The sequence below is a fragment of the Planctomonas deserti genome (assembly GCF_003067705.1).
Taxonomy (GTDB): domain Bacteria; phylum Actinomycetota; class Actinomycetes; order Actinomycetales; family Microbacteriaceae; genus Planctomonas; species Planctomonas deserti.
Genome location: NZ_QANL01000002.1, coordinates 285,822 through 311,009, shown reverse-complemented (window position 1 = coordinate 311,009; position 25,188 = coordinate 285,822). Strand labels below are relative to the sequence as shown.

The window sequence follows — 25,188 nt, the reverse complement described above, 5'->3', positions numbered from 1 at the left end:
TCGCTCCGGGTGTTCCTAGCCGACGAAGCGCGGTCAGACGGTGGTGAAGCCACCGTCCATCAGGTAATTGCTGCCGGTGATCATGGCGGCCTCGTCGCCGGCGAGGAACGCGATGAGCGCGGCGACCTCCTCCGGCTGCGCGAAGCGGCCCACCGGAATCTCGCTCTTCGCCTTCTCGCCCTTCTCCCCCGCCCAGGCCGCCTTGCCGAGCGGGGTCTCGACGACGGTCGGCGAGACCGCGTTGACGGTCACGCCGCGGCGCGCCCACTCGAGGGAGAGCACGTGCGTGAGTCCGACGACGGCGGCCTTGCTGGCGCAGTAGGCGGCGTGCTGATCGAGCCCGACCACGGCGGCCTGTGAAGCAAGGTTGATGATGCGCCCGTATCCGGCCTCGAGCATGACCCGCCCCGCGGCCTGCGACATGTAGAACGTCCCGCTGAGATTCACGTCGAGCGTGAGCTGCCACCGATCGGCGGGAACATCGACGGCGGGATCCAGAAGCGCGATGCCCGCCGAGTTCACGAGGATTTGCGGCACGCCCACGACATCGACGGTCTCCGCGATGGCCTCCCCGGCAGCGGCGGGATCGGTGAGGTTCTTCACGATGCCGTGGTGTCCGCCACCCGGCAGCCCCGCGACGAGTTCATGCACCCGCTCGTTGAGGTCCACCCCGACAACGCGCGCCCCGCGCTCGGCGAGATGCGCCGCGACGGTGTACCCGATCCCACTGGCGGCCCCGGTGATAAGGGCGACCTTCCCGGCGAATGACTGTTCCATGGCTTCTTCGCCTTCTCGATCGCGCGGCCCCGCACCGATGCGGGCTCGTCCGGGTGAAGCCTACTCATCCCTCGACAGACGAGACGGCGGTCGATCACGCCGATCGGCCCGACCACGAATCGATCGAAAGCATTTGAGGCGCAGTCCGCTCTGACATTACGGACCTCTACTCAAACCCTTTAGGGCTGCCGTTCACCCCTGAGGAACTGCGCAAACTGGCGATTCCTGGCGACCGCAGCGGGGGTTTGAGCGAGCGAAAAGAGTACCGAAGCCACGAACTGTCGAAGCGGCTGGGCAGTACCAAAGTCGAGGAGCTCGTTCGTCGAGCCGGAGCAGGCGAGAGCGTTCGGTCCCTTGCTCGGGAACTGGGCGTAGCCAACTCAGCGCTCACCAGGATGCTGCGCGAGCAGGGCGTTGAGATCTCAAAGCGGAAGGTGAGTGACGAGGAGGCCGCGGCGATGGCTGCCGAATACGCGGCCGGCGCCACGATGGCGGAGCTGGAACAATCGCACAACATGTCGCACGGCGCGGTGCTGCGGTCACTCCACCGATCCGGCGTCGCAATGCGGGCGAGCGCGCCAAGACGAAAGCGCTAAGTGCCCGCCAGGCCTGCCAGGGTGAAGTGACAGCACACCTCAGATCTGAGTCCTATCTGCCGTGAACTCTAGAAGCGCGTCCCGCACGCGGACGCGACGGTCGCGGACACCGTCGATGCCCCAGTTGAACCAGAAGATGATACGCACAGTCATCCTGGAGGCTGATGTCGTGCTGCGTGAACCGACGAAAACAAAGACCTCGTAGCGCTGCCGTTCGACCGTCCGACAGATGAAGGACCGCACCCCCACAGACGGGGCGGTCCTTCACTTGTTCGGCGCCGCCGTCACAGGTCCGGGAGGTCGTCCAGGTTGTTGCGGGTCGTGTTGTCCCGATCGGTGCGGAGATACTTGCCAGTCGCGCCGTTGACGACACGGATCTCCGTGCGCTTCTCAGGCCACTGCACATAATACGTGTGGATGCGGAGCTCGATGTCGCTGATGGCGTCTGCCTTCGCACGCGGCGACCAGTACTGGCCGGGCGTGCCGATGGCGGTGATGTCACCGTCGCGGTTCTTGCGGGAATGGGTCACTCGTCGATCTGCCATGGTTCCTTGCTCTCTTGATGAGGGTGAGATGAAGCGGTGACGAGCGGAGCCGACCACGGGCCGGCCCCGCTTCGATCACTTCTCGTTGCGGACGCCCTTGTGCTGGTTGGGGCTGCCGTTCATGATGCGGCCCGTCGAGGTGTCTCGCTTGAACCAGGTCTTGCCGACCTGGAACTCGCTGCGCCCCTTGACCGCACCGACGCGGTGACCCTGTCCCGTGTTCTTCGCCATTTCCGGCTCCATCTCTGGGGCTGACGGTCAGCCCCTCACCAAGTAGTCGGAGCAGGAGGCGATCGAGTTAGCGGCAGCTTTCGCAGAGACCATCGACGAGCAGGTGGCGCTGGAAGAGCATGTAGCAGCCGGTGCACGCATCCTCGGTCTTGGCAGCCCGGTCACACTGACAGCTCTTGCAGACAGGGCAGAATCCCTGGCCACACTTGGGGCAGGGGTAGCCGCGGAATGATCGACTCTGGCCGCAGCAGAAGACGGTCAGTAGCGGGCGCGTGTCGAACTCGCGCGGCTGGATCATGTAGCCGAGGTCGACCCTCCAGATGTCATGTCCGGCCAGTACCGCAATGATTCGCCGGTCATCGGCGATAGCGTCGGCGTAGAAGTCGGCGGTCCTCCCCCACGAGTCACGCCACGTGATCCGACGGGTGAACGCCGTTCCTGGAGCGATCTGCCGGAGGGCATGGGCGTCCGGCAGAGTCTGTCCGCGCCATGGGTAGACGACGGGCCACCCATCATCAGGCTCCGGTTGGATACTCGCGTGCGCGACCTGACCGTCGAAGTGGTCGATAAGCACGACGGCGCCCAGTCCTCGGATGCGTCGTGAGATCGCGATCGCGCAGGCCTGATAGCTGGCCTGACTGTTGCCGAAGAGATCCTGCACGTGGTGGGCACGCACCAGATCCGCGCCAACCACTTCGGCAACAAGCGCGTCGGGCAGCAGGAGCCGCTGGGCGATCTGGTCGCACACCGTCTCGAGTAGCGCGGGCGGATCCGACTGGTCAGCGATCCAGTCAAACAGGCCCTGGTCTCGCTCCACGATCCAATGGCCAAGCTCGTGCGCGAGGGTGAAGTTCTGGCGCCGGCTGTTCGGTGTTGGCGCGTACAGAATGACCCCGTCATCGAGAAACGACATGCCATCGCAGAAGCCACCATCACCACGACTGCTTGACAGCGAGTCCACCGCACGGACCGTCAGATGCAGACCTGCGGTGAGTGCTTCGCTTGGGTCCAGGACAAACTGCTCCTGCACCGCGGGGTCGAGGATCTTCACGGCGCGCTCGATCCACGGTCCGAGCTTCACGAACCCTCGGCACCTTCAACGGACTCGACCAGCGTCTCAAGCGTCTCGAGCAGAACATCGGCTTCAGGAGCGCCGCCTCGGTGCACCGCGACCAGCATCCGCGACTCCAACGCGGAAGCCGCCAGCGCGACGGTGGTTCCCTGGATCCGCGCCCACCGCTGCGCCAGCGCCTTGAATGCTTCTGATCCAACGACAGCGGCCAGACGTGCACGCTCAGGGTCGACTCCTGCGCTCCGGCGCAGCCGATCCGCGCCGACGCCGGCCTCCTCCGCGAGCGCATTGATCAACGCGGGGGTGTGAGTCAGATTCTTGCCGCTCTCCCAAGCGAAGACGTCCTTGCTCGTGACGTCCCAGCCACGCGCGGCGAGGCGCTGCGCTAGCGCGCTGACTGTTAGCCCGGCGCGTTTGCGAGCGGTTGACAGTGCTTTGCCATCCAGCTCAAGCTCAGCGTCAGGAACGAGCCCGAGCATGGCCGCGACCGGATCATCGGCAAGCGGCGGAGCGCTCTGCTGGCTAACCCAGGCGACATCGGCCGCCTCGAGTAGCCCCTGAAGCTCGGGCTGGTTCGATGTGTGGTCCGCTCCTGAGACTACGGCCGACCGACCGGCGCGGGCGTCAAGGATGTCCGCAATCTCCTGGTCTCGGTCATCTGAGTGCATGGTCACCCTCCTTCCTCCGCTGCGGCTTTGATCTTGGACAAGACTTTCGTACTGATCTGGCTGATGCGACCAGCGCTGACGCCGAGTTCCGCCGCAACTTCATCACGCGGACGGTCCAGCACGATGTAGTGCGCCAGCACCTGCTGCTCCTGAGGGTCGAGGAGTGCAACCGCCGGCCGCACGCGGGCCATCTTCTCGAGCCACTCCGCGGCATCATCTTCATCTGGCGCCGCCACTCCGGGCACGTACTCCTCGGAGTACTCCACACTCCGCACGACCGCGGCGGATCGCACGATGTCGAGCGCCCGCCGCTTCGACGTCGCCACCAGCAACGCTTCCCAATTACGTGGAGGCTCAGCCGGAGGCGCCTTCATGAGCGACAGCATCGCCTCCTGGACTGCGTCTGCGGCGAGATCCCAACGCCCGCTCCCGCGCACCACTTCGTAGGCGACTCCGTACATCGCATCGCGATGCTTCTGATACAGAGCCGCCCAGTCGTAGGAGGGATCAGCCATGGGCTGGCTCCTCACCTCGTGCACTCATCTCGTCACCCTCCATCAGCGCCGATGGTCGTCGCTTCACAAAGTAGTCGGGACAGACCGCCGGGGAGTTAGCGACGCGTTGGTATGTCCATAGAACGGCGTTCGCCGATTCCCAACTCGTCTGAGCCGTGACCCGTCGCCCGCGGAGCAAACCGGCTAGGGGCCCGAGTCCGCCGGAGCCAACGGTCAGTTGAAATGGAACGTTCGGTAGGAGCTTTGCACGTTGAACCTCCCACCGTCCTTACGCCGCTGCAAGAATCCGACGACCGTATCGATGTCGTTCGGCCGCATCCCCAACTCTCGACACTTTGCGCGGACCTGCTCCGGCGTGATCGGCAACCAGCGGTCGGGCCGATTCATCATGTCGGCCTTGAGCTTGTCTTCCTCGTTCCACTTGAGGCCCGATGAGTAGCCGGCCGCCATCGCGGCGATGTGCTCAAGAATCCCGTCGACCCCATTCGGAAGCGGTTCACGCGGCTCGGGCACGGAAGCTGCAGCGGCCGGTGGGACTGTCTCGCCTCGCAAGAGTTGAGCTGGGTTGGCGTCTTCGATCCACTCGGCCGTCTCGCTCTCATTCCACTCGATCACCACGAGCGCGTCGGCTTCCTCACCCCAGAGCCCGTTGAGGTGCTGGCGATCTGGCCAGGCGTAGAGCACTCGACGTCCAGCGAGCGAACCGGTCGAGAACCCCTTCCAGCTGAGGTGCAACACGCCAGGCTGCGCCAGCAGCCGCTTCAAGCTGTCGCCATGGAACTGCTTCTGGGGCGTGACCACGACGACGGATCGACCGGGCTGATCAAGCAGCCATTTGATCGCCCGCATGTTCTGCGGTTCGCGCGAACTCTCCCCCTCGCTGAGCCGCGAGATCGCGACAGGGAACTGGTACACATCGGACGTCATCACGCATCTCCTCGGCTCGGGTACGGGCTAATCACGCTAGCCAAGACCGCCGACACCGAGCAGCTGCCAAGCATCGGGAAACCGAGTCTCGGCGTCACGGCACTCAAGACGATCGCTGGAGCTCCTCGGGCTTGAAGTACTCCACGAAAAGCCGGCCCAGCTCGATCCAGTCATCGGCCGTCACTTCCGAGTCGGCGTGAAGGTCGAGAGCTTCCTCCACCGTCCAATCGTCGAGGGTGATGTACGGCGCACTCCATCGGCCGCTGTCCCACGCTGCACATGCACCAACGCGGCGCTCGGACTTACGCAGCCCGATCCAGAAGAGATTGCCGGGATCGTGGCCCTTGATACTCGAGAAGTGCCGCGCCTCCGACCAGCGCCTCCATGCGTAGTTGAATGCGAACTCGAGCGCCATCTTGTTGCTTGTCACGGCGTCCACGCCTTGAGCGAGCACGCCGAGCGCCATGCCGATCACGACGGCCTTCACTTGCTGGTCCTTGCTCGCGGTCATGTGTGCTTCGCTCCTTTCGGTGTTGCGGGGGGTTGCGCGTCAGGGTGCCTGCCGTGCGTGTTGCATCCGCGGCCTTGCGGCAACAGGGGCGACCCCCCGCCGCGCACGCAGCAGCGCCTCATCCTTCGTGTTCTCGCTCACCACCATGCGGCTGAGGATCCGCTTCTGCGTTTCAGGCGTCCAGTAGATCTTGAGGTAATGGCGGGCGCGGGTGATGGCTGTGTAGAAGATGCTGTGCGAGATCCGCTTCTCGTTGGCGTCGGTGATGACGACCTTGACGCTGGAGAACTCGAGTCCCTGCGCGCGATGGATTGAAACGGCGTATGCGATCTGGAACGGCAGCACCGTCGTCGCGGAATCGTCGTCGTCGTCGGTGTTCGCGCGCTCGAAGACGTCGAACTGCACGACTGTGTCCGAGACCCAACGCAGGTCCGTTCCCCATAGATCCGCGGTGGTGACGGTGCGCTTGATGTCGACGTCGAACGTGATCTGCCCGGGGGCGTAGTCGATCTTGGTGATCGTGCCCTTCATATTGTTGAAGATCACCGGCCGGAATCGATCCGTCTCATTGAAGAGCACGGGATCACCGACTTTGAAGATCGAGTCGCCCCACACGACAGCGGGCTCCGGGTTGCTCGTCTGCATGAAGCGATTGATGTTGTTGATGCCGTACAGGCCGTCGTAGTTGAGGCAGAGAACGATCTCGTCGGGGTCCGCGCGAGCGAAGAGGGACGCGTCGAGCGGGCCCGCGTACTCGCTCCCGGAGATGGACTCCTCGATCCGGTCGTCGAGGGTGCGCACCCTGTTCCAGAGGGTTAGGAGCGCATCGTCCTTGGTGCGGTACGGCTCGGTGAGCTCGAACACCGAATCCGGGGTGATGTAGGAGCGGATGGTTCGGAACCAGTTGCCGAACTCAATGGACTCGATCTGGTAGACATCGCCCACGAGTACTAGAAGGTCGAATGAGGTCTGGTCGAGCACCTTGAGCAGATCTGCGTTGCTGACCGTGCTGCACTCGTCGATAACGAGAATGTCGTAGCGCAGTGAGCGCGTCGGTCCAGAGCCGAGGTGGCTATCAATGGTGCTGAAGTACGCATCACTCGTCTCGACGCGGCTCCGGAGGTTGTCAACAGCGGTATTGGTCTTGGCGAGGAAGAGCTGGCGAGATCCGTCGAAGTACGCGGCGATGTGCTCGACCATCCGGGTCTTCCCGGTCCCGGCCGCGCCGTAGATCAGAGCGACCTTGGACTCGGCGAATAGCCTGGTGAGGGCGTCGGCTTTCAGATCGTCGTCGATCTCGAATGGGTTGGCGTCGAGCCAGGCTTTCGCATCGGTCTCGTGGTCGGTGAGACCGCTCGCAGCGATGCCCTGGAGTTCGTTGATAATCGTGACAGAGTCGTTCTCGTAGCCGGTGATGAAGACATGCCCCTTGTCGTGGGCCATGATCCGCGGCTTGTGCTTTTCGGTAGGTGGCAGCAGCCCGTTGTAGGTAGCGACCAGCTGGTCCAGATCGCCGAGATCTTCGAGATCGGCATCGGGCGTGTAGATGATGCCGTTCTGCTCGACGTTGTTCATGACGCGCCGGGCCAGGAACTCGTGCTCGCGCCCCTTGAAGTCGATCGCCGTTGCGAGGTCGTAGAAGCGGGGTGTGTGTTTGCGCGGGTAGGTGCAGAACGGCATGGTGTCGAACGGCCTCGACATCGGCGTGATGTGTAGGTTCGACAGCCACCCGCAGCGGTCGGGCTGGTACTGCGCACGCACCACGTTGTTGTTCATGCCGAGAAGCAGGTAGCGCAGGATCCGCGTGCCGGGTCGGTTCCGTCGGATGATGTCGCGCGAGCTCTGGAGCATCGTGAAGATCTCGTCGGCCCGCTTGATGCCGTCCGTCGCCCAGGTCCGGATGCGCGTGAAATCCGCATCCGGCATATCGATCAGGTCGAGCAGACTGAACTTCGTCGCGGTGAGGTACTGCATGAGATTGCGGTACTCAAGCTGCCCAGTGCCCACCTTCGTCTGCTGACGGAAGAAGCGTGCGTAGTTGTTGAACTCGCAGGGGCGGATCGAGACTTCCCAAGAGCGAATCAGAACGATCGGCATCGCCTGCCCGAAGACGTCGATCGAGCTACTCTCCAGCTCCATGTTCGCGGCGTAGGAGTCCGAGACCTCGATGTTGGTGAAGCCGATGATGCGATCGAACTTGCTTGTCCGGTTGTGCGCCGGCGCGAACGTGACCTCGTAGTAGATCCGCCCGCTCGCATAGAACGGTCGAGAACTCAGAACGTAATAGCGGTCGCGGCGCGGCCCGCCCGGCGGAATCAGCCCTGGCCCATCAATCTTGGCCGCGATCTTCTCGTGGTACTCGCGCAGCAATGGGTCGAGGTCGAGCGGGAACTTCTCGAGGTTCCGCAGGATCTCGATGCCGAGGTGATCCTTCGCGATCTGGCGAGTGCGAAGCAGGTACTCGTAGTACTTCAGCATCAGTCGCTCGGACGGGTCCTCGTCGAGCGTGAAGTGCGACACGCTGACCTGCAGCATCGCGTGGAAGCGCGTCAGGGGCCGGTACTTCGCCTGCGACTTCGCGAAGTCGCGTGCCGGGTCGAACTGCGTCTGGTAGGTGAAGCGCTGGGACGGATCGCCGCTGTGCGCCCACACGATCATCGCCTCAATTAGATCGCGCAGGTACTGCAGGACGTTCTTTGAGAGGAAGCCACGATCGGCGGTGATCATGGAAATGTTGGTTTCGATGGCGTCGCTGGCTGCACGCACCTGACCTTCAAGCGTCGGCATCGATCAACCATCCCGTCGCTCTGGCTCGCGGTCGGCAGAGTGCCTGCTCTGCTTTTCCAGTTCGCGCCAGTCCGGCACGAGAGCGGTCATTAGCGCCTTGAACCGCTTGCCGTGATCGCGGTAGCGAAGATGCAACAGCTCATGCACGATGACCCAGTCCTGGAAGGCTTCGGCCTCACCTGCAAGATCGTCCGCGAATGTCACGATGCCATCAGGAGCACAGGAGCCCCACTTGCCTGGAAGGCGCCGGATCTGGACCTGGTCCGGGTTGACCTTGAGCGTGATCGCCCAGCCCATGGCCCGGCGTCGAAGTTGGTCCTCGGGATAGAGCGGCGACTTTGCAACCATCAGCTGGTCTCCTCCAGCACCTGCATGATCTTGTCGATAGCCGCGGCACGATCATCCTTGGGTAGCGCCAGGACCGGCTTGTAGAGCTGTGCTCGGAGCCGGCGACGCTCCTCCGAGTTCTCCTTCCACGTCGGGAACTTCGCGAGCACGGACTCGATTTCCCTGGCCGCCGTCATGGCGTCGAACCCTGCGGCTTCCGAGTGGCTCTCGTGGCTGAGCGTCCAGAACACCGCGAAGCCCATGCCTGACAGACCGCTCGCCTCGGCCTGCTTCTTCGCCTCGGCCTTCTCACGGGCAAGGGCCATCAGCTCGTCCATTGCAGCGAGTCCGTCGATCTTTCGGGTCTCCATGTCCTGGAGGATGCGATCGGCCTTGACCCGAATGCTCTGAAGCACCACGGCTCCAGCCGGGTCGTCTACCATCTCCTTCTTCAGCCCGCGCAAGAGGTTGTAGACCTTGCCCTCATCCGGGCTGTCGTCGGTCTTGAGCGACTCCAGCGCGTCGATGTCGAACGTGACGACCTTCGAGAAGCGACCCAGACCTTCCTGGATCGCACCCTCCTCGATTAGGCGCTTGGTCTTGTGCTCAAGATCTCCAAGGAAGGAACCGGTCTCAGAGAACGCCGCCCGCACCGCGGCGTATAGCTGACTCAGCCGCTTGTAAGTCGTGATGTGGTCACGGAGCTGGGCGTCGGGCGACAGAATCTCCCACAGCGCCTCCACGTCCTTGTAGTCGTCGTAGAAGACCTTGCGCGCCTCGGGGTCGAGGAACCGCCCGTAGACGACGCTCTCCAACTGCGCATCGGGAGAGAGAGCGCCGTCGACCTCCAGATAGTTGGAGGCGGCTGCCGCGATCTTCTCGTGAAGGCTCACCATCAGGAGATCGAGATCCTCGAGGGCACCGTTGACGTCGGCCGCGTCGAAGCTGAGCGCCTCGGTGATGTTGCGCAGGATCCCGACGAAATCGACGACCAAGCCGACCCGCTTCATCACGTTGTCGGAGTCGATGTACGGCCGGTTCACTCGGGCCAGCGACTGTAGCAGAACGTGGTTACGCATCGGCTTGTCGAGGTACATCGTGTAGAGCACCGGTGCGTCGTAACCGGTCAGAAGCTTGTCGGTGACGATCAGGATCTTGGGCTCTTCGTCAGCCTTCTTAAACAGCTTACGGACGTCCTCCTCGCGACTCTCGGAGATCTGCAGGGCGTGGACGTCGGGCCGGTCGACGATGTCGTTCGGGTTTTTGGAGTAGACGACCTCAGACCACTCGCTGGGCAGGTACCGGTCCAGAGCTCGCTTGTACTTGGCGCATGCCTCGCGGTCGACCGCCACCATAAAGGCCTTGTAGCCGAGCGGATCCACGTTGTCCTTGAAGTGGTCGGCCACGAACTTCGCGACTTTGTCGATGCGGTCGTCCGAGCCGAGGAACGCCCGCAGACCGACGGCTCGGTCGAGGACCCTGTTCAGTTCCTCGATGTCGGTCACGTCGTCTTCGTCCGCCAGCGCGAAGAACTGCTGCTCCAGATCCTCGGTGGCCATAGTCATCTCCGACGGGGCCAACATGTACTTGATCGGCAGCGTCGTCTCGTCAGTGATCGACTCGATGATCGAGTACTTGTCGAGGTAGCCGTCATCGTCCTGCGCTCCGAAGATCTGGAACGAACCGGAGCCGGACCGGCTGCTGCCGACGGGCGTTCCCGTGAAGCCGATGATGGTTGCGTTCGGCACGGCTCCCATCAGGTAGGAGCCCAGGTCTGCCGCCACGGATCGGTGCGCCTCGTCGATAAAGACGTAGATGTTGTCGCGGAGCGAGCTGTCCTTTCGGATGTCCTCGAACTTGTGGATCATGGCGACAACCAGGCCGCGGAAGTCCGAGTCGAAGATGTCCTGGAGGTCGGCCTTGCTGTCGGCTCGGCGCCAGGCGATGGCGCTTGACTGCATCTCACCGACGAGTCGCTCGACCCAGCCGTTGAGCTGCCCCTCCAGCTCGTTGCGGTCGACGACGAGCACGACCGTGGAGCCCGCGAAGCGGGACTGGTCTTCGAGGATCTGCTTTGCGGCCGTGAGCAGCGTGAAGGTCTTACCGGAGCCCTGGGTGTGCCAGATCAGACCGCGGTCTTTCTCGGAGTCTGCGCAGCGGGCGACAATCTTGTCGACCGCCACTCGCTGGTGCTCGCGCAGGACCGACTTCTTGGTCTCGCCGTCTTCGACGTAGAAGAGGATCCAGTCCTTGAGCGTGCGCAGAAAGTCATGCGGCTCGAAGAACGCCTGAACCGCCGAGCGGTACTCCTCGTCCTCGGTGTGCTTCCACTTGAAGATGAAGCGACGACTGACGTTCCAGGTCACGCCGTACCAGTAGCCGAGCAGGTGAGTGGCGTTGTGCATCTGAGCCTGAGCAACGAGTTCCGGCGTCTCGATCTCGTAGCGTCGCAACTGCTTGATAGCCCGGGTCAGGGCGTCGCCGTCCTTCGGATTCTTGTGCTCGACGATGGTCACGGGGATGCCGTTGACCACAAACATGACGTCAGCTCGGTTGCCCTTTCGGACGACGGGGTCGATACGCCATTCCCAGGTGACATGCAGGGCGTTGTTTTCGGGGTGATCGAAGTCGATGAGGCGGACGGGCCGCACACGCTTCTCGTTCTCGTCGCGCCACATGTGCTCGCCGCGCATCCACTTGAGCACCTCCCAGTTACCTTCGATGCTCGGCGTGATCGCTTCAATCGTCTCGATGATCGAGCGCGCCTGGTCCTCGCTGAGCCACGGATTGAAGTCGAGGATCTTCTCCTCGAGCACATCCGTGAAGAGCATGTTCTCGCGGCCGTGGCGGAGAGACTCGGACTCGAACGGCGTCACTGGTGCCCAGCCCACCTCCGCCGCGTGCCCGACCATGGGGAACTGAACGGTGTACGCCTCGCCGATCTTGAGCGTGGTCATGCGGCACTCCGAATCATTTCGTCAGGAACGGCGAGTTGGTCTGACCTAACCTCGCCCGTCATGAGATCCCGGAGCAAGCGCAGGTAGAACTCATGCAGCATGGCGACCTTCTTCCTGTGAAGTTCGACCTTCTGGTCGCATGCCCTGATGATTGCTGCAATCGCCCGCTGCTCGTCCAACGACGGAATCGGGACCAGAAGCGAATCGATGATGCCGGTGTTCAGGTTGTACTTTCCATCCGCGGCCGGCGTCGCCCGCGACGAGATCAGGCTGACGCCCACGCCGGACCCAAAGAAGTAGGCGATGAAGTCCGGGTCGACGCCCGGCAGCAACCGAGCACGAATCAGGTACGACGCGAACAGCGCCTTCTCGGGAGTGCCCCGATACACGGCACACAGGCCGAGACGCTCAATGACACCGTTGGTCCGGATGAAGATTAGGTCTCCATCCGAGAGCGCGTACCGCTCAGCCTCCCGGCTGTCCATATCGCAGTACTTCAGCTCGGTGGCATCGATTCGAGCCGACAGAATATTCGGGATACGCAAGACGGGGTGGGTCGCCGGCACCAACGTACAACGCACTGATGTGCCGTATCGCAGGTCCTGACGGATCGTCTGAAACTCGACGACGTCCCAGCTGGTTGGTACATCCCCGATTTCAGAATCCTTGCTGGCCTCGCCTCGGATCCCCTTGGAGAAGACGTCAGCCATCACTCGGTGGCGCAGCGCCTCGGCCAACTCAAGCGAGACGCCCTGGACATCGACCGCCTCTCGGAGCTGTCCGAGCACCGTCACGATGGCCTGCTGCTCAGCCAACGACGGGAACGGTACGTCCAGGGCGCCAAGCCGGCTACGGGAGAGGTTCGGGATCGTCGTCTTGTTGCCGGCGCCCTCGAAGATTCCCTGCTGCGTGAAGCCGGACTGCAGGAAGAAGACGTAGAACCGCGGATCGACTCGCCCGATCATCTCCGGCTTCGGACGCAAGCGGTGCAGGTGGTTTTGGAACGAGATGCGTTCGACGCTGCCGTCCCAGATCGCTGCGCGACCGATCTCGCCCCCCTCACAGACCAGCAAGTCGCCCGGTAGCAGATTCCTCTCTTCGAGTTCCGCATCTGACATGGCCATCTGATCGAGACTGGCCAGGTCCAGCCGGTCCCAGAACACATTGGAGGTACGCAAGAAGGGCAGCTTGTTCTCACCAGCACGCGCAGCCGCGGACATAGTCTTGCCCGCGGCGATGTCGAAGATCTCGCCGAGAGGACGCATCGGCCAGTCGGCAGTACTCACAGCTTCACCAGCATCTCGGCGAGCGTCTGGTCGATCTGGCGCGCACGCTCGTCGAGTGTGAGGAGGTCCGCGAAGATCTCCTTAACGGGACGCATCTCAGCAGCATTGGCCTGGGCGACCCAACGAGCAGGGCTGAGGTTGTAGTCGGCGTCTTGCAACTGCTCGGTCGAGACGATGTTCACCTCGCCCTCCACCACATGGTCGGAGCGGAACAGGTCAGAGATCTGTTGGAGCTCGTCTTCCACGAGATAGTTCTTGGGGCGGCCCTTGCGCGCTCGCCGGGACGCGTTCAGAAGCACGATCTTGCCCTTGCGACTCGCCGGCTTGCGCTTGTTAAGGACGACGATGATCCCCGCGGCACTGGTGTTGTAGAAGAGATTGTCCGGCAGCAGGATGACGCCCTCGATGTAGTCACGGTCAACGAACCACTTGCGGATGTTGCGCTCTTTGTCCTCGTTCTTGGAGCCCGAACCGCGCGTCACGGCGCCGGTGTCGAGAACGACCGCGGCCCGACCTCCGTCGCCCATTGAGGAGAGGGTGTGCTGGAGCCAGGCCCAGTCACCCTTGCCCGACGTGACGCCACCGGACTTCGTAAAGCGGTCATAGGGGTCGTTGTCGAAAAGTTCAGGTGAGAAGGTCTGGTTCCACATCGGGTTCGCGACTACAACGTCGAATCGCTGGAGTCCGCCAGCAGTGTCGCGGAACTTCGGGTTGATCATCGTGTCGCCGCGACGGATGTCGACGTCCATGTCGTGGATGATCGCGTTCATCTTGGCGACGGCGTAGCTCTCGGCCTGGAGCTCCTGGCCGAACAGCTTGAGAGGCACCTTGCTCGTCGGGTCGAGTTCACGAGAGATGAGCTGGAGCTTGATGAGGAGCCCGCCAGAGCCGCAGGCGTAGTCGTAGCAGGTCTCACCCGGCTTGGCGCGCAGGATCCGAGCCATGAGGAATCCGACCTCGGTCGGCGTGAAGAACTCGCCGGCCGACTGGCCTGACCCTTCGGCGAACTTCCGGAGCAGGTACTCGTAGGCGCGGCCGAGGAAGTCGGGCTGTACATCGGCCAAACCGAGGCGATAGCGGGGGTCTGAGAAGGCTTGGACTACGTCTTTGAGCTTCGATGGGTTGATGTCGCGCTCGCCGTTACGCACCTCAGCGAAGTCGACGATGTCAATCACACCAGCCAGACTCGGGTTGTGCCGGACGATCGCACGGACGGCCTTGGTCAAGTGCTCCCCGATGTCCTTCGGGGCTGTCGACCGACCGCGTTCGTCCGACGGCCACTCGTATGTCTCCCGCTCAGAGATCATCGCCCAGCGGGCCTCAGGAGGCAGGTAGAAGCGGAGCAACGAGTGGTCGGATTCCGCAATCTCCAGGGCCACCTCGCGGTCGCCGTACTCCTCCGCCAGCCGGGAGATCTCGTCGTCGAATACGTCTGACAGGCGTTTCATGAAGAGCAGAGGCAGAAGGTAGTCCTTGAACTTGGCCGCGTCCTTCTCCCCGCGGATCGAACAGGCGGCGTCCCAGAGCATCTGCTCCATGGACTTCGTCGTGTTGGAATGAGCCTTACCGGTGCGTCGGCGGCGCCCAGTGGTAACGATGGGCGCGTCGCCCGGGTCGGCGAAGTCCACGCCAGCCTCCTCGGCGAGGGCGATGATGCTCTGCAACTTGGCCCTCTGCACCTTCGTACTACCGTCGCCGCCCTCCCACCGGTTCACCGTCGCAAACGACACACCGAGCCGTTCCGCGAGCCCGGCCTGTGTGAGATCGAGACTTGCCCTAATGGCCCGGAGCGCTTCCGGTACCGTCGCCGAAGATGTCATATTTGCTATCTTTGCGATATTGCAAAGTGCTGTCAAGCGCCCGCACCGAGATGAGGTGCGGGCGCCACTTGAAGCACGACTGTAACGGTGCTTTGCGCACGGCCCCGCCCGCCCGCTCCTCGGTGGCGCCCTCGGCCCGGAACCCCTCGATCTCCGCGTGCACGTCGGCCGCGGCAGCCTTCAGCTCGGAGATCGTGAGGCTCGGTGCCTTGACGTACTTGTACACGAACGAGGGGGCGAAGTGGTTGAACTCCTTCCGCCCGCCGAGCGTCTGCGGCAGCGGAGCGGGGAAGGAATAGAAGTCCGGGTGCTCTCGGCTTACGTCTTCACGCAGGCGCCGGGACTCCTGGCTCCGTCCGGAGATGGACTGGTCATGGTAGACCGCCGCGCGGCGGAACTGACTGCCTTGGAGTTGCCAGCCGAGGTGCAGATGCATGCCGCGGGTGTAGACGTACTCGAATGATTCGACCAACGGGGTGGCGTTGCTCATCCCGCCCGCAGCGGGCTGCTCCAGGTCGGGGAGGAAATTGTTGAGCGCACGGGCGACGCGCTGGGCTCGCGCCTTGTGGAGAGCGGCGCGCATCTGCGAGCTGGAAATCGCGGATAGTAGTGAGTCCGGCAGCCAGACCCGCTCATCGTCAGACTGCAGGTCGACCGCAGACACCAGATGATGGAGGTCGGTGACAAGCGCGGCATAGCGTCGCATCGTCGCAACTTCGTAGGACGAGTCCGCGGGAAGCGCGTCAAGGATCCGAGCGGCGAACTCGGCGTAGCTGAGGTAGCTCCACTCCCCCAGTTCGAAGTCCGGTGCGCTGACCGGGAGTAGGACGAGGCCGGCGCGTGCGGCCAGTGGGCCAATGCCGCCTGGTACTCCTCGAGCTGATCCCTGTGCGGGAGCGAGAAGACCTTTTTCTCGATCACCAGTGGTGCACGGTCTGGCCAGTGGAACACGAGATCCATGTGGCCGCGCTCGCGCTCCACGAACCGGCGCGAGTCGGCCCCCGCCCCGGCGAGCGGACTGAACGTCGCGTCGGCGGCTTCGGGCAGCTGATCGAAGAACCAGCCGACGAGGTTGGAATGGAACAGCTCACGCTGCCCGTACATGAGACGCCCGAGCGGGTTCGCCTCGATACGGCGGGCAACCTCTCTGAAGTCATCACTCACATTCGCACCGTATCGATCGAGTGCAGCCGCCTCTCGAATCTGGCGGCTCCGCTTCGAGCGCTCTCGACTCGGAAGCGCAACGACTCCATGCCAGAATGGCTCGCTGTACAGCGTCAACGCCGCAGCGTCGGCAGGCCCGGGGATGGAGCAATGGCGAACCGCAGCGTGCCAGTCGGCCTGTTCATCGTTGGCGGCGCAACGGCCATCGGCGGCGCAGTCGCTGGCACGGCCGGTGGCGTTCAGATCGGCAAGGCACGCAAGCGGATCCGGCACCAGGGCGATCGCCACGACCAACGCTACGCCGCCCACCTCGAAATGGTGGGCTTAACCAACGAAGCGCTTCAGGAGCTCGGTGGCATCCAAGAACGTGCGCAGCGTGACGTCATCTTCCGCATGAGGGATTTCCTCGTACGCCATGCCAAGCAGGTGCGCGCGCATGAGCACCTCATCCTCGATGGCGTCGACGGCGGAGCCGTCCACGTTACGGGCCTCAGCAAGATCGACCCCGACGTCGCTGGCTGGGTGCGCGGTGTGGTTTCGGCTGCGGGCACAGGAGTCGCCACACCCTTAACGATCAGTGCAGCGGTGATCAAGTTTGCGAGCGCAAGCACCGGAACCCCGATCTCGGAGCTCAGCGGCGCGGCAGCCGAGAAGGCGCGCCTCGCGTTTCTCGGCGGAGGCAGCTTGAAGAGCGGCGGGGGCGGGATGAAGCTCGGCAAGGCTGCGGGCGGGGCGGCGGCCGTCGGGCCAGCGATCCTCGTAGCCGGGCTTGCGGTCAAGAACCAGGGCACCAAAGCCCGCACGGAAGCGGATCGGCATCGCACCGAGGTCGAGATCGCAATCGCGACCTTCGACACCCGAGATGAACTGCTCCGGGGCGTGCAGGAGCGCACACGAGAACTCTACGCATTGCTCACTCGCATGATGTCGCGCGCCACCGACGCACTCGACGCGCTGGAGTCCGAACCCTTCGACATCACGATCCACGCCGAGCGCCTCCAGAAGGCACTCATGCTCGTGAGAGGCGTTCGCGAGCTCGCTACCGCTCCCGTCGCGGACGAGGACGGGAACATCAACATGAAGACCGAACAACTGATGTTCACTTATCGAGAAACGTACGAGGAGCAAGCAAATGGCTGACCAGCAGAAGAGCGTAGTGAAGCGGATGGTGGGAGAGATCAGCGGGCCTGATGCGCTCGCTGCCTTGACGCAGCTGGTGAACGCAGCGCGTGAATCAATCGAGATTCACGAGACCGAAAGCACGAAGCGCGAGAAGCTCAAGACCTACCGCGAAACCGAAGTACGACGCATCAAGTCGTCCGAGAAAGTGCTGAAGGAGTACTTCGACCGCATCTTCGCCGAGCGCCAGGAAACGCATGCTCGACTCTTCGCGAGCCTCGACATCGCTCTGGAGGCGGGAGACACCGACGCCTTGCAGTCGATCGTCGGCGGCATCGTTGAGGTGGCAAAGACCTCGCCGCTTTCCGGCATCGGCAACATCGCCGAACTCAAGCGGGCGATGGAGGACCCGGACGCCGTCTTCGATGTGTAGCCGACCACAACCCACTGAACTCGGCTCAGCGTCGCCGCACCGCACCCGCGTACACCGACGCGTGCCGCTCATCGCCACACTCGTGTGCGTCCAGATCGACTTCGTGGGCTCAAGACCGGAGCCCATCGCCGAGCGAGATCCGTGCCTGCCATGTACGCGGGTCAACCTGGCAGGCAGTACTCCGGAACATGAAAGGGCGGCGACCGCACCGGACGAGAACTCGTGATTCTCAAAGTCCGGGCAGTCGCCGCCGTGTGTTGGTGCCTGATGCCGTCAGGCGGCGGGTTCGGTGAGGTCCGCTCCCCCGGCGAGTTCTTCGCTCGTCACGGGAACGACGCGGACGTCTTCGGCGGTTGTCCAGCGTTCGAGCGTGACCATGGCCCAGACGAGTGCTTCGAAGTAGTCGTCGTAGGTGGCCTGGTTGCGGTACCACGTCGGATCGTCGACCACTTGCACTTCGACGCGCCAGATCCCGGCTTGCGTGAACATCTCGGCGGCGTGCGCCGGGATGTCCGTGCTGTCACCGTTTCGGTCGGGTAGCCCGACGATGAGCGCCGGGCCGACGAGCATCGCCTTCTGACGAGCCCCGGGGACGAAGTACCACCACAGGAACGTGGCGCGGGAGTTCAAGGGCAGGTTGAGAATGAGCCCTTCCTCGTGGACGTAGACCGTCACCCCGAGTTCCGGGATGTCGACGGGTTCGATCCAGCCACCCACCTCGGCCTGGTAGTCCTCGAGCTTGGAGACTTCCAGCTCCGTGATCGGCTCGTCGGCGTCGGTCGGGATGCGCAGTGCCTTCACCATGCTTGCTCACCCCCGAAGGAGCGGCTGTCGAAAAGAGCGGGCTCCGAGCTGAGTCGGAACTGCGATGCCCGGCCCATGGTGGCCCGGAACAAGGTGCACCAGGTGGCCGCATCGAACAGGTTGTCGAACCGGGCGTAGGTGTCCAGCCAGGTGTGCCGATCACAGCCACGCGTGCCCTGCACGCGGTAGAGATCGGATCCGAAGATCTGCTGCTCCACCAACGGCGGGATGTCCCCGCTGTCCCCCGTGAGGTCGTGGGCGCTGCCGGCCAGGGCGACGTCGCCGAGGATGAGCGGGAACTCGGTCGGCACGGCGCTGTAGTACCACCACAGCGCCGTCGCGCGGACGTTCAGCGGTCGGCGCTCCCGACGGGCGTCCTCGTTCATGTAGACCGTGACGTCGAGGGTAGGGATCTCCAGCGGTTCTAGGCTGCCGTCCACGGCTGCCTGGAAGGCGCCGAGGTCGGCCAGCTCGCAGACGTGCGCTGGCCGTGCTTGGTCATGCGGGATGACGATGCTTCGCACCATCCTTCCCACCTCCTTACTGTTGTCGCGACCGGGAACCCTGCGGGGTTCCCTGACAAGCCGCGAGGCAGCAACGAGGTGGGTGATTAGGGCAACCGCCCGGAGGGAGTGCGCATCGCACTCGACCTCCGGGACAGCCGCCCCGCTCCCCGAGCCCCCAGAAACGAGGGAGGGAGGTTGTCGCCGAGCTCGACCGACCGCATGCGATCCGGATGGGAGCTCAGACGGACTTGGTGCCGCGGGGCGTAGGAGTCTTCGCTCCGCGGCCGGTGGCACCGCCGAAGATGGCCTCGATCGCGCTCTGCTTGGTCTTCGCCTCGCGCTCTATCTCGGCCCGCACCGTCTCGGCGCGCTGGAGCACCTTCGGATCGGACTTGCTGGTCTCGACCCAAGCCTCCAGGGCCAGACGGATCTCCTCGGTGACGCTGCGGTCGTTCAGCTGTGCGATCACGTCCAGCTGCGCCCGCAGGCCGTCCGTGATCCTGATGGACAACGGGCGGACTGGTCCGAGTGCCGAGGCCGGCACTTCGGGTTCGTTCTCAGCCATGCTGAGCCTCCTCATCGGAAGCGATGGATGATCCCCGGTTGGGATCCTCTACACCGCACCCCGACGAGGAGTGGACGAGCGATTATGAACGAACGGTCAGAAAAGTCAATACCCGTTGTTCATTTCACAACGTGCTACCTCCGTAGATCACATGCGAACGACGCCCTACGTCTTCGCGACAACACCTCAGGCATCCGGCGTGCGGTTGATGAACCCTGCGATGCTCCGCTGGGCTCCCTCATACGCCTGCGACCAGCGCTGGGTCACCGCGACGTCAGGCTCGAACCGCTGCACAAGCAGATCGCAGATCGTCTTGGTCGCCTCGATGACGTACATGCAGTACTCCATGAGCATCTTGTCGTCGCGACGGATTCGGCCCGACTGGAAGTCGAAGAAGTTCGCCGTCGCCCATTCGTTTGCATGCGCGGCTCCAGAGAGGCCTGCGTACGTATAGGCACCATGCTCCGGATACAAGACCTCCAAGAGTGCGATCGCGAGCACGCCCGGCGCGCCGCCGCCAAGCGTGACGCCACGTGCCTTCGCCCAGGCGGCGAGGTTCTGTCGATGTGCGTCGACCGGCTTCGTCGCCTCGACTTCGAAGGGCAGCCGCCGAAGGAGCGCACCGACCCGCTCCGGGTATGACAACGCCAGGTACTCCAGCGACGCAAGGCGACTGACGCATTCCTCGGCCGTCTCGGCGCTTAGGAGCCAGTAGACGCGCCCATACGCTTCGATGGCAGCCCGTGTGACGGTCGCCAGCGGCACGGCAAGTTCGCGACGCGAACGCGCCAACTCGAAGAGGGCCAGCCCATGCTCACGGGCAGCCTCGGCGCCGCGCGCGGTGTCGGCGCGAAGCCGTGTGTGGAGCACGTTGCCGTCCCATGCGGGGGCGAGATTGAGGTTGGAAGCCGCGATCTCGGCCGACCAGCTCCACGCCGTCAAAGGGCCATGGACGCAGTCCCTTGTGAGCGTGTCGGCTGCCTTCAATACCCGAAGGAGCGCCGCTGTGAGGACCTGGCGGTGCTCGGGCTCCATCGTCAGCATCGCAACTACTCCGCCTGGCGCCGCAGGATCCGGAGCAGGAGGTCGGCGAGGAGGATGACTTCGCTCGCTTCGCCCGGATCCTGATAGTCCACCCGGCGGTGTGATGCCGGATTCTTGAACAGTCCCATCGCGCCGGCGAAAAGGTTCATCTGCGCGACGGACTCGGCCGGATGCACCTCAGGATCGTGAAGGGGCCCGCCCTCGCGGAAGGCGTTCTGCATGAGGGCGACACCGACCAGCTCCGTCCCGAGACCGCCTTGCTCTCGGACCGCAATCTCCACTTCGCGCATGGCGGCGAACCCCGCAAGCTCGAAGTCTCCCAGCAGGAACTGGGGACGCACCTTCTGTTCGAGAGGTTCCACGAGCTCGACGTCGAGGCGGATCGCCGCACGGACATACGAAAGACCCCGCTCGAGCGCCTGGTGCCCGGCGCGCGTCACGAAGAAGTCGTGGAAGTCGTAGGAGCCGCCTGTGCCCTTCGTCGAGATGAGGGCCTTCGCCATCAGCCAGCCCCATGCCTCAGCGATCGCGTTCTGCGCCTCCGCCAGGCCAGCACGCGGACGGTCCTGCGCAAAGCCGAGCGCCCAGTTCCGCCAGTTCCATGTACTCACGCGCAGCGCGTCGGCGAGCACGAGCAGCGCCAAGCGGTCGACAGGGAGCTGTAGGACTTCTTCGTTGCTCAGCACGCGAACCTCCGCGGCAGTCACGATGCAGCAACACGGGGGAAGAGTGTCTCCATGGCGATCAGGGTATTGCCCGGCGCCGACATCCCGGACTCAGATGGACCCCTGCATTTGCGGGCAGCACCTCGTCGTCGACGGCCGATAACGTGAGTCAGCACCCAAGGAGGAGATCTACCTCATGCCATTGACGCTTGGCCCTCTGCTAACCGATGCAGGTATCGACCCGGCCCAGGCGCTCGTGATCCGTCACGCCTTCGCCCAGGAGTCCGAAGAGAGCGGCTTGACGGGCCTCCACGCCAACTCGACCCACGCGGAGATATTCGAGTACACGCGGAACCAGTCGGCCAGTACGCGAAGCTTCCCGGCCGATCCCCCGCCCATTTGGGTGGTCTTCATCAAGGAGGGCGGCGATCAGGCGCGGCTGTGGTCGGTGGTGGAGAACCGTGGGGAGATCGCCAACAACGGGATCATTCGAACCTTCGAGGTTGCGGAGACCGACTTCATGGCAGACCTCCGCAGTCGCCTTGTAATCGGCTGGAAGTCGCCGCGCACCTGGAAGATGAGCGCATCGACCGCTGCGCGCTATCCGGTCGTGGGTATTGCGGACGCCGAGCCGATCCCGTTCCCAGGCTTCGACCGGCTCGTGCTCAGCCACGTCCAGCTGCAGGCGGTGATGCGCGAGCACCGGTACGCGTCGTGGCGTACGGCGCTGTCATCAGTCTTTGGGGTCTACCTGATCACGGACACCCGGGACGGACGACACTACGTTGGAAAGGCGGATGGCGAGGAGAGCATCCGGCAGCGCTGGAGCGCGTACGCGACCAACGGGCACGGAGGGAACGTCGAGCTGCGCGGTCTCGACCCGTCGAGCTTCCGCTTCTCGCTCCTCCGGGTCTTCGACCCGGCAACGCCGAAGGCGGATATCTACGCTGCGGAGAGCCACTTCAAGCAGGCGCTGGACTCAGTACGGTTCGGGCTGAATCGGAACTGACCGCGCTCGGCCGCGGTCTGGGTACTACGCGACGGCGGGAACCGAGCGCTCGAACGTGTCGAGGATCTTCTCGAGGCGCTTGAGGGCGTACTCACCCTTCCGCTGCGCGACGTACTCGAGGACGATCGCGCGGTCGTAGCCGTCGCTTTCGGCAAGGTCACGCAGGTGCTTGATCGTCATGGTCTCGGCGATGGAGTCGTGCCAGCCGTTGTAGCCCTCCCAGACGACACCGTCGAGTGCCTTCGTGCCGGCCTCGGAGAGTCCGGAGGACATGACCTTCCTCGTCAGCACGTTGTAGGCGCCGACCAGCCGAGCCCAGGCTTCGAACCGCTCCGAGGGATCTTCGACCATGATGACGATGCTCTCGGAGAGGTGGTGCACCTTCGCCATCACCTTGCGCGTCGGTACGAAGGCCAGCACGACACCGCCGTCAACGACGGTGCCGGTGCGTTCCGTGACGATTGGCAGCTTGGCGAGTTCGTCGTGCCACTGCGCGTTCGACTTCTGCGGGCAGACGACGGTGAGCCGGGCGCGGAAGTGGTTCGCGACGTGACGCGCGAGCGCCTTCCCGACGCCGAAGCTGTCGAATTTGTCCGTCCACGGGACGTAGAGGTACTGATGCTTGACGTACTCGGGATCGATCTCGCTCATGGCCGGCGTCACCGAATCCTTCCGGGCTTCATCTCGATGCGGGTGCCGTCGCTGATCAGCTGTGCCCACTCGCTCAGCTCGGGGTCGGTGATCTTTCCGTCGTAGCGGGCGAACAGGCGCTGCAGTGCGGGCTTGATCTCCGCCACCGGATGCCCGGTGTACTGCTGGCGCAGCCGGTCGAGGTCACGCGTCTGCTCACGCGCTACGCGGTCGAGGCCTGCCTGGATTTCGCGCCGCAGTGCGGCCTGGTCGAACTTGATGTTGAGCTTCATGGTGCTGGAACTGCCTTCTCGCCCGTTCGGGTCGATACCTGCGGAGCAAGGAGCACACCTGGCGGATGTCGTCAGGCTGGCGAGGAGGGAAGGCCGGCCGATTTCGGGTCGATCGGCCTCCCCGGCTCACTAGCCCTTACCGAGCGTCGAGCCAGCCTTCGACTTGGCCGGCTTGCTCGACGAGTTGGACGCGAGCGTCCGACCCGCCTTGCTCAGCGAGGCCTTCGAGGGCTTCCCGGACGACCGCGACGACGACTTCGCCATGGTGCGCTCCTTCCGCAGTGGAGGAAGCAGATACACCCGAGCGGACAACGTGTCCAACTCGCGTAGAGGCCATTGAGCCTCTAGAGTCGAGAGGTCCTACCAAGACACCTCGAGCCCTGATCTGCTGCAAGTAAGCCTTTCGCTTCCTCTCGGCAGATCGGGGCTCGCTTGCATTCAGAGTCTAGACGATGCCACCGACATCGCGCACGCTGTACGCCCGCGTGAGCGCTCGGAATCCGAGTTATATAAAAGCAGCGCCCTACCTGCGTTTAAACGCGTCACAGGCGCTTACAGGCCGTTTTCCGGGCCATTTCCGGCGTGAGGGAGACCCCGCGAACTACAACGGTGTCATTATCCACAGGCGAAGGCGTTGTCAAGATTCAGTTATCCACAGGCAAAGTCGTGTGGTCGGTGGCGTCCTCGAAGTAGATCTCGGGGTGGGCGATGACGATCTCGTCAGCGAAATCGACCTTCCGCAGCTCGTCGAAACGACCATCGAGTTGCTCGTCATGCACTGTTCACTGGCACTCGCTCGTCCGTGAGCGGATCGTGGACTCATGGCGACAGTCACGGATCGGGCACCTCAGGTATTCGAGCACAAAGGGATTCTCTGGCGCGCGAAGCCGGGAGCGTCATCCTCGTTCGACGAGTACATCTACGAACGCGGCCACTGGCTCGAACTCTTCTGGGAGCTGGACTGGAACCCCTGGCGCAAAGATGAGCTCGCGCCGCTGGAGGCCCGATGCGAGCAAGTCCTCGACGAGTGGGAGCGTGCGGAACCGGACTTCCGCCCGCTGACGGCTCGTCAAGTTGGAGCGAGAAGATCCGCGATCACCCGCAAGGTGCGCACCGCCCGCGTGGCGGATGAAGCTCGTTGGGAGCGCGACAAGGAGCAGTACGACCCGGAACGCGAAATGGCCCGCTTCGCGCTGCTCGAACGACAGGCGATGCACGGGCACACCACGCGCGAGCTCGCGGAGTATCAGAGCGACGAACGCTACCCAGGGATGGCGCCGGAGCGACGAGCTAAGGAAGTCGCAGATCTGCGGGCCAATCTCGGCGGCGGCGCCGAGGCGATCGCGAAGCTGACGGAACGTGTGGGCGATCCCGAGGATGTCGTCGATGAGGACGGCAAACTCCCCCGCGACCGACGCACCTGGAACGTGATCTGGTATCGGATCGAGCGGAAGCGCCGGGTCGAGGAGCTGATGGAGTCGACCGAGAAGCTGCGGGACGAGCTCAAGGCAACGAAGGATCGAAAAGAGAACGGGACGCTCCAGGGGCGCCTTGGGTCGGAGGAGCGTAGTCTCAGTGCGCTGCTCGCCGTGCCCCGACTCGAAGCAGAGGCCATGTGCGCAGACTGCTACACCCCGCAGTACCAGCATGTCTCGGGCGGCGACGTCTACGAGTCCCGCCCCTGCCCACGGTGGCCCCTTCATGCCGCGCGGATGGAGCGGGTGTGGGAGATCCTGCGCTCCGCGTCTGAGCGCATCGATGGTGGCTCGAAGACGGTGCCGGCTCCCCCGCCTCAGCCGCTCGCCTCACTTCCCGGCACGCTCCCCATCGCTGAGGTAATAGAGCGTCTCTCCGAGCTTCAGGCGCAATATCCCGATGCCGTGGTGAAACGCGGACGCGCCAATCGTTGGGAGCTGTGGCCCGCCACCTCGTGACTC

The 25,188-nt window shown here is 63.9% G+C and carries 28 protein-coding genes; 5 read left to right on the top strand and 23 right to left on the bottom strand.

Annotated elements, in window-relative coordinates:
• Nucleotides 1-33: 33 nt before the first annotated feature.
• Complete coding sequence (locus DAI20_RS07720; RefSeq protein WP_108250008.1) at nucleotides 34-777, bottom strand: GolD/DthD family dehydrogenase; 744 nt, start codon at nucleotides 775-777, stop codon at nucleotides 34-36.
• Between the two features lie 395 nt (nucleotides 778-1,172).
• Here DAI20_RS07720 and DAI20_RS07715 point away from each other — a divergent pair, with 395 nt between their 5' ends.
• Entirely contained in the window at nucleotides 1,173-1,373 is a 201-nt protein-coding gene (locus DAI20_RS07715) for a hypothetical protein (protein ID WP_108250007.1), read from the top strand.
• A gap of 284 nt (nucleotides 1,374-1,657) precedes the next feature.
• Here the strand turns inward: DAI20_RS07715 and DAI20_RS07705 are convergent, their stop codons facing one another.
• The 13 genes from DAI20_RS07705 to DAI20_RS07650 form a co-directional block, all read right to left on the bottom strand.
• Entirely contained in the window at nucleotides 1,658-1,918 is a 261-nt protein-coding gene (locus DAI20_RS07705) for a DUF3892 domain-containing protein (protein ID WP_108250005.1), read from the bottom strand.
• Between the two features lie 75 nt (nucleotides 1,919-1,993).
• Nucleotides 1,994-2,149, bottom strand: a complete 156-nt coding sequence (locus DAI20_RS18695; RefSeq protein WP_168927678.1) for a hypothetical protein — start codon at nucleotides 2,147-2,149, stop codon at nucleotides 1,994-1,996.
• A gap of 67 nt (nucleotides 2,150-2,216) precedes the next feature.
• Nucleotides 2,217-3,230, bottom strand: coding sequence for an ImmA/IrrE family metallo-endopeptidase (locus DAI20_RS07700; protein WP_108250004.1), 1,014 nt, complete (start codon nucleotides 3,228-3,230; stop codon nucleotides 2,217-2,219).
• Nucleotides 3,227-3,889, bottom strand: a complete 663-nt coding sequence (locus DAI20_RS07695) for a helix-turn-helix domain-containing protein (RefSeq protein ID WP_108250003.1) — start codon at nucleotides 3,887-3,889, stop codon at nucleotides 3,227-3,229. The genes DAI20_RS07700 and DAI20_RS07695 overlap by 4 nt, the downstream gene beginning before the upstream one ends.
• A 2-nt stretch (nucleotides 3,890-3,891) precedes the next feature.
• Nucleotides 3,892-4,404 carry a sigma-70 family RNA polymerase sigma factor gene (locus DAI20_RS07690; protein ID WP_159084970.1) on the bottom strand — a complete coding sequence of 171 codons (513 nt, stop codon included), beginning with the start codon at nucleotides 4,402-4,404 and terminating at the stop codon, nucleotides 3,892-3,894.
• A 213-nt stretch (nucleotides 4,405-4,617) separates the two neighbouring features.
• On the bottom strand, nucleotides 4,618-5,331 hold the full coding sequence (locus DAI20_RS07685; protein ID WP_108250001.1) for a hypothetical protein: 714 nt from the start codon (nucleotides 5,329-5,331) through the stop codon (nucleotides 4,618-4,620).
• 103 nt (nucleotides 5,332-5,434) lie between these two features.
• Nucleotides 5,435-5,842, bottom strand: a complete 408-nt coding sequence (locus DAI20_RS07680) for a hypothetical protein (protein WP_108250000.1) — start codon at nucleotides 5,840-5,842, stop codon at nucleotides 5,435-5,437.
• A 39-nt stretch (nucleotides 5,843-5,881) separates the two neighbouring features.
• On the bottom strand, nucleotides 5,882-8,629 hold the full coding sequence (locus DAI20_RS07675; RefSeq protein WP_108249999.1) for an ATP-dependent DNA helicase: 2,748 nt from the start codon (nucleotides 8,627-8,629) through the stop codon (nucleotides 5,882-5,884).
• A 3-nt stretch (nucleotides 8,630-8,632) separates the two neighbouring features.
• Nucleotides 8,633-8,977, bottom strand: a complete 345-nt coding sequence (locus DAI20_RS07670; RefSeq protein WP_108249998.1) for a M48 metallopeptidase family protein — start codon at nucleotides 8,975-8,977, stop codon at nucleotides 8,633-8,635.
• Complete coding sequence (locus DAI20_RS07665) at nucleotides 8,977-11,913, bottom strand: type I restriction endonuclease subunit R (RefSeq protein ID WP_108249997.1); 2,937 nt, start codon at nucleotides 11,911-11,913, stop codon at nucleotides 8,977-8,979. The genes DAI20_RS07670 and DAI20_RS07665 overlap by 1 nt, the downstream gene beginning before the upstream one ends.
• Nucleotides 11,910-13,199 (bottom strand): restriction endonuclease subunit S, encoded by a 1,290-nt coding sequence (locus tag DAI20_RS07660; RefSeq protein ID WP_108249996.1) that lies wholly within the window; start codon nucleotides 13,197-13,199, stop codon nucleotides 11,910-11,912. Before DAI20_RS07660 ends, DAI20_RS07665 begins: the two co-directional genes overlap by 4 nt.
• On the bottom strand, nucleotides 13,196-15,019 hold the full coding sequence (locus DAI20_RS07655) for an N-6 DNA methylase (RefSeq protein WP_108249995.1): 1,824 nt from the start codon (nucleotides 15,017-15,019) through the stop codon (nucleotides 13,196-13,198). The genes DAI20_RS07660 and DAI20_RS07655 overlap by 4 nt, the downstream gene beginning before the upstream one ends.
• Nucleotides 14,976-15,725, bottom strand: a complete 750-nt coding sequence (locus DAI20_RS07650; protein ID WP_108249994.1) for a hypothetical protein — start codon at nucleotides 15,723-15,725, stop codon at nucleotides 14,976-14,978. The genes DAI20_RS07655 and DAI20_RS07650 overlap by 44 nt, the downstream gene beginning before the upstream one ends.
• 236 nt (nucleotides 15,726-15,961) lie before the next feature.
• Between DAI20_RS07650 and DAI20_RS07645 the strand changes: the two genes are divergently transcribed.
• Together DAI20_RS07645 and DAI20_RS07640 are read left to right on the top strand one after the other, a co-directional pair.
• On the top strand, nucleotides 15,962-17,323 hold the full coding sequence (locus DAI20_RS07645; RefSeq protein WP_159084969.1) for a hypothetical protein: 1,362 nt from the start codon (nucleotides 15,962-15,964) through the stop codon (nucleotides 17,321-17,323).
• Nucleotides 17,316-17,735, top strand: coding sequence for a hypothetical protein (locus DAI20_RS07640; RefSeq protein WP_205781388.1), 420 nt, complete (start codon nucleotides 17,316-17,318; stop codon nucleotides 17,733-17,735). The genes DAI20_RS07645 and DAI20_RS07640 overlap by 8 nt, the downstream gene beginning before the upstream one ends.
• A gap of 273 nt (nucleotides 17,736-18,008) precedes the next feature.
• Here the strand turns inward: DAI20_RS07640 and DAI20_RS07635 are convergent, their stop codons facing one another.
• The 5 genes from DAI20_RS07635 to DAI20_RS07615 form a co-directional block, all read right to left on the bottom strand.
• Nucleotides 18,009-18,536 carry a DUF3846 domain-containing protein gene (locus DAI20_RS07635; RefSeq protein WP_205781387.1) on the bottom strand — a complete coding sequence of 176 codons (528 nt, stop codon included), beginning with the start codon at nucleotides 18,534-18,536 and terminating at the stop codon, nucleotides 18,009-18,011.
• Nucleotides 18,533-19,066 (bottom strand): DUF3846 domain-containing protein, encoded by a 534-nt coding sequence (locus DAI20_RS07630; RefSeq protein WP_108249991.1) that lies wholly within the window; start codon nucleotides 19,064-19,066, stop codon nucleotides 18,533-18,535. Before DAI20_RS07630 ends, DAI20_RS07635 begins: the two co-directional genes overlap by 4 nt.
• A gap of 217 nt (nucleotides 19,067-19,283) precedes the next feature.
• On the bottom strand, nucleotides 19,284-19,610 hold the full coding sequence (locus DAI20_RS07625) for a ribbon-helix-helix domain-containing protein (RefSeq protein ID WP_159084968.1): 327 nt from the start codon (nucleotides 19,608-19,610) through the stop codon (nucleotides 19,284-19,286).
• Nucleotides 19,611-19,796: 186 nt separating this feature from the next.
• Entirely contained in the window at nucleotides 19,797-20,654 is an 858-nt protein-coding gene (locus tag DAI20_RS07620) for a hypothetical protein (protein ID WP_108249989.1), read from the bottom strand.
• Between the two features lie 5 nt (nucleotides 20,655-20,659).
• Nucleotides 20,660-21,340, bottom strand: coding sequence for a TIGR02391 family protein (locus tag DAI20_RS07615; RefSeq protein WP_159084967.1), 681 nt, complete (start codon nucleotides 21,338-21,340; stop codon nucleotides 20,660-20,662).
• A gap of 175 nt (nucleotides 21,341-21,515) precedes the next feature.
• Here DAI20_RS07615 and DAI20_RS07610 point away from each other — a divergent pair, with 175 nt between their 5' ends.
• The gene (locus DAI20_RS07610; RefSeq protein WP_108249987.1) at nucleotides 21,516-22,328 is read left to right on the top strand and encodes a GIY-YIG nuclease family protein; all 813 of its coding nucleotides are present in this window, start codon (nucleotides 21,516-21,518) and stop codon (nucleotides 22,326-22,328) included.
• 24 nt (nucleotides 22,329-22,352) lie between these two features.
• On the opposite strand, the gene DAI20_RS07605 is transcribed toward DAI20_RS07610, so the two are convergent.
• From DAI20_RS07605 to DAI20_RS19065, 4 genes are all read right to left on the bottom strand, one after another.
• Complete coding sequence (locus DAI20_RS07605; RefSeq protein WP_205781386.1) at nucleotides 22,353-22,979, bottom strand: hypothetical protein; 627 nt, start codon at nucleotides 22,977-22,979, stop codon at nucleotides 22,353-22,355.
• A gap of 8 nt (nucleotides 22,980-22,987) precedes the next feature.
• Entirely contained in the window at nucleotides 22,988-23,251 is a 264-nt protein-coding gene (locus tag DAI20_RS07600) for a hypothetical protein (protein ID WP_108249986.1), read from the bottom strand.
• A 129-nt stretch (nucleotides 23,252-23,380) separates the two neighbouring features.
• Nucleotides 23,381-23,515: a hypothetical protein gene (locus DAI20_RS19070; RefSeq protein ID WP_306766466.1), complete on the bottom strand. Its 135-nt coding sequence runs from the start codon at nucleotides 23,513-23,515 to the stop codon at nucleotides 23,381-23,383.
• Between the two features lie 380 nt (nucleotides 23,516-23,895).
• On the bottom strand, nucleotides 23,896-24,030 hold the full coding sequence (locus DAI20_RS19065; RefSeq protein WP_306766465.1) for a hypothetical protein: 135 nt from the start codon (nucleotides 24,028-24,030) through the stop codon (nucleotides 23,896-23,898).
• A gap of 42 nt (nucleotides 24,031-24,072) precedes the next feature.
• On the opposite strand from DAI20_RS19065, the gene DAI20_RS07595 reads away from it, so the two are divergent.
• Entirely contained in the window at nucleotides 24,073-25,185 is a 1,113-nt protein-coding gene (locus DAI20_RS07595) for a hypothetical protein (RefSeq protein ID WP_108249985.1), read from the top strand.
• Nucleotides 25,186-25,188 lie beyond the last annotated feature (3 nt).

Coding starts and splice junctions, on each gene's coding strand:
- DAI20_RS07720 (WP_108250008.1), bottom strand. CDS start 777: ATGGAACAGTCATTCGCCGGGAAGGTCGCCCTTATCACCGGGGCCGCC.
- DAI20_RS07715 (WP_108250007.1), top strand. CDS start 1,173: ATGCTGCGCGAGCAGGGCGTTGAGATCTCAAAGCGGAAGGTGAGTGAC.
- DAI20_RS07705 (WP_108250005.1), bottom strand. CDS start 1,918: ATGGCAGATCGACGAGTGACCCATTCCCGCAAGAACCGCGACGGTGAC.
- DAI20_RS18695 (WP_168927678.1), bottom strand. CDS start 2,149: ATGGCGAAGAACACGGGACAGGGTCACCGCGTCGGTGCGGTCAAGGGG.
- DAI20_RS07695 (WP_108250003.1), bottom strand. CDS start 3,889: ATGCACTCAGATGACCGAGACCAGGAGATTGCGGACATCCTTGACGCC.
- DAI20_RS07690 (WP_159084970.1), bottom strand. CDS start 4,404: ATGGCTGATCCCTCCTACGACTGGGCGGCTCTGTATCAGAAGCATCGC.
- DAI20_RS07685 (WP_108250001.1), bottom strand. CDS start 5,331: ATGACGTCCGATGTGTACCAGTTCCCTGTCGCGATCTCGCGGCTCAGC.
- DAI20_RS07680 (WP_108250000.1), bottom strand. CDS start 5,842: ATGACCGCGAGCAAGGACCAGCAAGTGAAGGCCGTCGTGATCGGCATG.
- DAI20_RS07675 (WP_108249999.1), bottom strand. CDS start 8,629: ATGCCGACGCTTGAAGGTCAGGTGCGTGCAGCCAGCGACGCCATCGAA.
- DAI20_RS07670 (WP_108249998.1), bottom strand. CDS start 8,977: ATGGTTGCAAAGTCGCCGCTCTATCCCGAGGACCAACTTCGACGCCGG.
- DAI20_RS07665 (WP_108249997.1), bottom strand. CDS start 11,913: ATGACCACGCTCAAGATCGGCGAGGCGTACACCGTTCAGTTCCCCATG.
- DAI20_RS07655 (WP_108249995.1), bottom strand. CDS start 15,019: ATGACATCTTCGGCGACGGTACCGGAAGCGCTCCGGGCCATTAGGGCA.
- DAI20_RS07650 (WP_108249994.1), bottom strand. CDS start 15,725: ATGCGACGCTATGCCGCGCTTGTCACCGACCTCCATCATCTGGTGTCT.
- DAI20_RS07640 (WP_205781388.1), top strand. CDS start 17,316: ATGGCTGACCAGCAGAAGAGCGTAGTGAAGCGGATGGTGGGAGAGATC.
- DAI20_RS07630 (WP_108249991.1), bottom strand. CDS start 19,066: ATGGTGCGAAGCATCGTCATCCCGCATGACCAAGCACGGCCAGCGCAC.
- DAI20_RS07625 (WP_159084968.1), bottom strand. CDS start 19,610: ATGGCTGAGAACGAACCCGAAGTGCCGGCCTCGGCACTCGGACCAGTC.
- DAI20_RS07620 (WP_108249989.1), bottom strand. CDS start 20,654: ATGCTGACGATGGAGCCCGAGCACCGCCAGGTCCTCACAGCGGCGCTC.
- DAI20_RS07610 (WP_108249987.1), top strand. CDS start 21,516: ATGCCATTGACGCTTGGCCCTCTGCTAACCGATGCAGGTATCGACCCG.
- DAI20_RS07605 (WP_205781386.1), bottom strand. CDS start 22,979: ATGAGCGAGATCGATCCCGAGTACGTCAAGCATCAGTACCTCTACGTC.
- DAI20_RS07600 (WP_108249986.1), bottom strand. CDS start 23,251: ATGAAGCTCAACATCAAGTTCGACCAGGCCGCACTGCGGCGCGAAATC.
- DAI20_RS19070 (WP_306766466.1), bottom strand. CDS start 23,515: ATGGCGAAGTCGTCGTCGCGGTCGTCCGGGAAGCCCTCGAAGGCCTCG.
- DAI20_RS07595 (WP_108249985.1), top strand. CDS start 24,073: ATGGCGACAGTCACGGATCGGGCACCTCAGGTATTCGAGCACAAAGGG.